The sequence below is a fragment of the Streptomyces sp. NPDC006265 genome, assembly GCF_040613555.1.
GTDB lineage: Bacteria > Actinomycetota > Actinomycetes > Streptomycetales > Streptomycetaceae > Streptomyces.
Map to the genome: position 1 here is coordinate 1 of NZ_JBEXSH010000746.1, position 4,590 is coordinate 4,590.

At 72.6% G+C, this 4,590-nt stretch carries 6 protein-coding genes; 1 reads left to right on the forward strand and 5 read right to left on the reverse strand.

The genetic code is table 11. The features are described from left to right. Positions 1–538: phosphodiester glycosidase family protein (locus ABZ281_RS38950; protein WP_356662732.1), on the forward strand; the 538-nt coding region annotated here is incomplete at its 5' end. Here ABZ281_RS38950 and ABZ281_RS38955 read toward each other — a convergent pair. The 5 genes from ABZ281_RS38955 to ABZ281_RS38975 all read right to left on the reverse strand — a co-directional run. Further along, entirely contained in the window at positions 519–713 is a 195-nt protein-coding gene (locus ABZ281_RS38955; RefSeq protein ID WP_221758685.1) for a hypothetical protein, read from the reverse strand. The two genes, ABZ281_RS38950 and ABZ281_RS38955, sit on opposite strands and share 20 nt — an antisense overlap. A 122-nt stretch (positions 714–835) precedes the next feature. Continuing rightward, positions 836–1,699 (reverse strand): phosphatidylinositol-specific phospholipase C/glycerophosphodiester phosphodiesterase family protein, encoded by an 864-nt coding sequence (locus ABZ281_RS38960; RefSeq protein ID WP_356662733.1) that lies wholly within the window; start codon positions 1,697–1,699, stop codon positions 836–838. A 204-nt stretch (positions 1,700–1,903) separates the two neighbouring features. Further along, on the reverse strand, positions 1,904–2,977 hold the full coding sequence (locus ABZ281_RS38965; RefSeq protein ID WP_356662734.1) for an acyl-CoA dehydrogenase family protein: 1,074 nt from the start codon (positions 2,975–2,977) through the stop codon (positions 1,904–1,906). Continuing rightward, positions 2,974–4,191: an acyl-CoA dehydrogenase family protein gene (locus ABZ281_RS38970; RefSeq protein ID WP_356662735.1), complete on the reverse strand. Its 1,218-nt coding sequence runs from the start codon at positions 4,189–4,191 to the stop codon at positions 2,974–2,976. The genes ABZ281_RS38965 and ABZ281_RS38970 overlap by 4 nt, the downstream gene beginning before the upstream one ends. Next, a partial coding sequence (locus tag ABZ281_RS38975) for a zinc-binding dehydrogenase (protein ID WP_356662736.1) occupies positions 4,188–4,590 on the reverse strand: 403 nt, incomplete at its 5' end. The genes ABZ281_RS38970 and ABZ281_RS38975, both read right to left, overlap by 4 nt.

A 4,590-nucleotide genomic window follows, 5' to 3' on the forward strand; every position in this document is an offset into this window, starting at 1 on the left:
CGGCAAGGTCGTCTCCGCCGCCGACACCCCGGGCAGCGGTCCCGTCGCCGCGGGGACCACCGTGCTGATCGGCCGGGAGGCGGGCGCCCAGCAGCTGCGCAAGTTCTCCACCGGTGAGTCGGTCGAGGTCGAGCACGGCCTCGTGGCGGCCACGGACGGCGTCGCGTACCGGCTCGCTCTCGGCGGCTACCCGGTCCTGTCGGGCGGGCGGCCGCTGCCGGGGCTCGACGACACGACGTCGGCCGTCCGTACGGCCGTGGGGATCGCCGACGGCGGGCGGCGCGTACTGCTGCTCGCGCTGGACGGCGCCGCCGCCTACCGCAGCGGTCTGACGATCGCCGAAGTCGCCGGCGCCATGCGGAAGCTGGGCTCGGAGGACGCCTTCAGCCTGGACGGCGGCGGGTCGTCGACCCTGGTCGCGCGGAAGGCGGGCGCGAGCACGGTCTCCGTGCGCAACCACCCCAGCGGCGGCGCCGAACGTCTCGTGCCGAACGGCATCGGCGTGTTCTCGGGATGGCTCAGGGACGCAGACCGCTGACGATGTCCGCCGTCGCCGTGAGGCCGCTGTGGATGGTGGGGGCGATGCTGGTGCTGGCCAGGTAGAAGCCGAGCAGCAGGCAGACCAGCGCATGGGAGATCTTCAGCCCGCCGTTGCGCAGGAAGATCACCGCAAGGATCACGAGCAGCAGCACCACAGAGATGGAAATGGCCATCGTCAACTCCTCCACCACGCCGCCATGTCCGGTTCACGGCGTTCGGGCGCAAGTGTGACGTAGCGGAGGGTTCGTCCGGGCGGCTGACCTGTCCGCCGAACGTGTGATGTTCTCCCGTGCGCCTAACCCGCCCGGCGGGCGTCGAGGAACGCCTCCAGTCCGGCGAGGTCGTCGGTGTTGAGGTGGTCGACCCCGGCGGCGAGCAGTTCACCCCAGAGCGCTTCGCGGGCGGGTCCGGCCAGGTCCGGGGTCGCCCAGAACCGCACCTTCTGCCCGCGCTTGTGCGCGGTCTCCACGATGCCCCGCAGCTTCTGCCGCTCGGCGTCCGGGAAGGCGCCGAGGCCCTGCCAGGTGAAGTTGAGTGTCCAGTTGTCGCTGATCAGCGGGATGAAGGAGGCCGGCGCCTGGCTGCCGAGGTCGGTGAGGCGGCCGTCGTAGAAGGCGCGCCGGACGGTCTGGGCCTCCATGGGCGCGCGGGCCGCGCGGTCGCCGGAGATCACGGCGGTGACCGGCCCACGGTGAACGCGACCGCGGGCGCAGGTGGTGAACAGGTGCCGGTAGCGCCGGAGGTGGCGATCGAGTTCGAGGTACGTCGAGGAGCCCTCGGTCTTGATGTCGATGAGCAGTTGCAGCGAGCCGCGGTACCCCCGGTACACGGAGCCGTGATGGGCGCGCACGCGGGTGGCGAGCGGATCGAGGTAGAGGGACTCGAGGGTGCGGGACGGGTCGAGGTCCTCCGGGTCGTGGGCGACGAGGAGTTGACCGTCGACGAGGTAGATGTCGGCCTCGACGCTGCCGAAGCGGTGGTCGAGGGCGTCGAGCAGCGGGCGCGGGTGCTCGTAGTCGTTGTGGGCGTGGGCCCGCCACAACGGGCGGGGCCTCGGCGCGCGTTCGCCCGCGGGTGCGGGGGCGGCGGGGAGGGCGATCGAGCCCGCGAGGGCTGCGCCGAGGGTGGTGAGGGCCGTGCGACGGGTGGTGAGGGCCATGCTCTGCCTCCCTGGAGGTGCCGTACGGGAACCCTGCGAGTATGGGTCCCGGCAGGCTCAAGAAGCAGGCCTCTGAACGGAGTTGGCCGGGCTGCCGTCAGGCGTTCACCTCACGGGAGAGGGCGCACGAAAAGACCCGCCCCTGGTGGGACGGGCCGTTTCGGTGGCTTTCCGGGTGGCTTCCAGGAGTTGAGGAGTTGGACCTCAGGGGGCCTGGAGGTCGACCAGTGCGGCCAGTGCCTCACGGTGGGCGCCAGGCGTGCCGTAGGCGATCGAGTCGGCCTTGGCGCGCTTGAGGTACAGATGCGCGGGGTGCTCCCACGTCATGCCGATGCCACCGTGCAGTTGAACGGCTTCCTCGGCGGCGTGCACGGCCACGGGCGCCGCGTAGGCCTGGGCGACGGTGACGGCGACGTCCACGTCCTCGCCGTTCGACAGCGCGTCGGCGGCATTGCGGGCGGCCGCGCGGGTGTTCACGACCTCCAGCCACAGCTGGGCGAGCCGGTGCTTGATCGACTGGAAGCCGCCGACGGGCCGGTTGAACTGCTTGCGTTCCTTCAGGTAGCGGACAGTCTCCGTCAGCGTCCACTCGGCCAGCCCGAACTGCTCGGAGGCGAGCAGCCCGGCGCCGGCGCGCAGGGCTCGGCGTACGGCGGGTTCGGCGTCGCCCAGCAGCCGGCCCCGCGCTCCGTCGAGGGTGACGGTCGCGAGCGGCCGCGTCAGGTCCAGGGAGGTCCGGGGCGTGACGGTCGCGGCGGTGGCGTCGACGGCGTACAGACCGCCGTCGTCGGCCGGCACGAGCAGGACGTCGGCGACGGCCGCGTCCGCGATGCCGGTGAGTTCGCCGTGCAGCAGCCCGTCCTCGTGCCGCACGACCCTGTAGGCGGCGCCCGGCGCGACGTTCAGGGCGACCGCGAGGGCGCCGATCGTCGTCCCGGCCGCGAGGTCGCGAAGCAGGTCGTCGGTGCCGCAGGCCAGCAGGGCCTCGGTGGCGACGACGGCGCTCGTCAGATACGGCACGGGCGCGACCGCGCGGCCCAGCTCCTCCAGCACCACGGCGGCTTCGCGGTGCGTGGCGCCCTGGCCGTCGAGCTCCTCGGACACCAGCAGGCCGGCGAGGCCCATGCCCTCGGTGAGGGCCTTCCACAGGGCCAGGTGGTGCGGGGTGTCCGACTCGGTGCGGGCGATGACGCCGGGTGCGTCGCAGTGGTCGGTGAGCAGGTCGCGGACGGCGGCGCGCAGCGCCTCTTCCTCTTCCGAGTACAACAGGTCGCTCATCGGGCGAGGTCCTTCCAGGCGACGTCCTTGTCGGTGCGCGGCTCGGCGGGCAGGCCCAGGACGCGCTCGGCGACGATGTTCAGCAGGACCTCGCTGGTCCCGCCCTCGATGCTGTTGCCCTTGGAGCGCAGGTAGCGGTAGCCGGCGTCGCGGCCGGTGAAGTCGACCAGCTCGGGGCGCCGCATGGTCCAGTCGTCGTACAGCAGGCCCTCCTCGCCGAGGAGTTCCACCTCCAGGCCGCTGATCTCCTGGTTGAGGCGGGCGAAGGCCAGTTTCATGCCGGCGCCCTCGGGGCCGGGCTGGCCCGCGACGAGCTGCTGGCGCAGCCGCTCCGCGCTGAGGCGGGAGGCCTCGGACTCCACCCAGAGCTTCAGCAGCCGCTGGTGCAGGTCGTGGGTGCGCAGCTCGGGCCGCTCGCGCCAGGTCTTCGAGATCGGGCCGATCATGCCGCCCTCGCGGGGCAGTCGCATGCCGCCGATGGCCACGCGCTCGTTGTTCAGCGTGGTCTGCGCGACCTTCCAGCCCTCGCCGACGGCGCCGAGGCGTCGCGCGTCCGGGATGCGGACGTCGGTGAGGAACACCTCGTTGAACTCGGCCTCGCCGGTGATCTGCCGCAGCGGCCGCACCTCGACGCCCGGGTCGGTCATGTCGCAGACGAAGTACGTGATGCCCCGGTGCTTGGCCACCTCGGGGTCGGTACGGGCGATGAGGATCGCCCAGCGGGCGACATGTGCGCTGGACGTCCAGACCTTCTGTCCGTTGACGACCCAGTCTCCCCCACTCTCGGCTTCGCTCGAGCGGGAGGGGCCCCCGTCCTCGCGCACGGCCCGGGTGCCCAGCGCGGCGAGGTCGGACCCGGCACCCGGCTCGCTGAACAGCTGGCACCAGACCTCCTCGCCGGTCCACAGGGGCCGGAGGAAGCGCCGCTTCTGCTCCTCTGTGCCGTACTGGAGGATCGTCGGCGCGGCCATGCCGAGGCCGATGCCGATGCGCCGCGGGTCGTTGTCGGGCGCTCCGGCGGCCTCCAGCTCGGCGTCCACCACGGCCTGGAGGGAGCGGGGAGCGCCGAGCCCGCCGAGGCCCTGCGGGTAGTGGACCCAGGCGAGTCCGGCGTCGAAGCGGGCACGCAGGAAGTCCAGGCGGTCGGTGGAGGCCGGTGGATGGGCGGCCAGCAGCTCCCGGGTACGGGTGCGCAGTTCCTCGGCGTCGGTCATGCCGCCTCCTCCATGACGACCGCGACGCGGCCGGTGGTCAGGCCGTCCGCCACCTTCTGCACGGCGGCGGCCGCCCCGCCGAGCGGCACGCGCTCGCTCACCAGCGGCTTGATCGCGCCCCGGGCGGCCAGCTCGGTGAGCTGCTCGTGGCAGTGCTGGACCAGCTTGGGGTTCTTGGTGTTGTACAGGCCCCAGTGCAGGCCGAGGATCGAGTAGTTCTTCACCAGGGCGTGGTTCAGGCCCGGGCTGGGGATCGTGCCGCTGGCGAAGCCGACGACCACGATGCGTCCCTCGAAGGCGACGGCCTTGGCGGACTGGGGCCGGACACGCCCGGGGCCTGCCGGATCGGGGTCGAGCCGCCGTACGAGCAGGCCAAGGCGGTGCTGCTGGACGCCGTCG

Excerpts from the sequence above, each read along its gene's own strand:
- ABZ281_RS38970 (WP_356662735.1), bottom strand. The coding sequence starts at position 4,191 with ATGACCGACGCCGAGGAACTGCGCACCCGTACCCGGGAGCTGCTGGCC.
- ABZ281_RS38965 (WP_356662734.1), bottom strand. The coding sequence starts at position 2,977 with ATGAGCGACCTGTTGTACTCGGAAGAGGAAGAGGCGCTGCGCGCCGCC.
- ABZ281_RS38955 (WP_221758685.1), bottom strand. The coding sequence starts at position 713 with ATGGCCATTTCCATCTCTGTGGTGCTGCTGCTCGTGATCCTTGCGGTG.
- ABZ281_RS38960 (WP_356662733.1), bottom strand. The coding sequence starts at position 1,699 with ATGGCCCTCACCACCCGTCGCACGGCCCTCACCACCCTCGGCGCAGCC.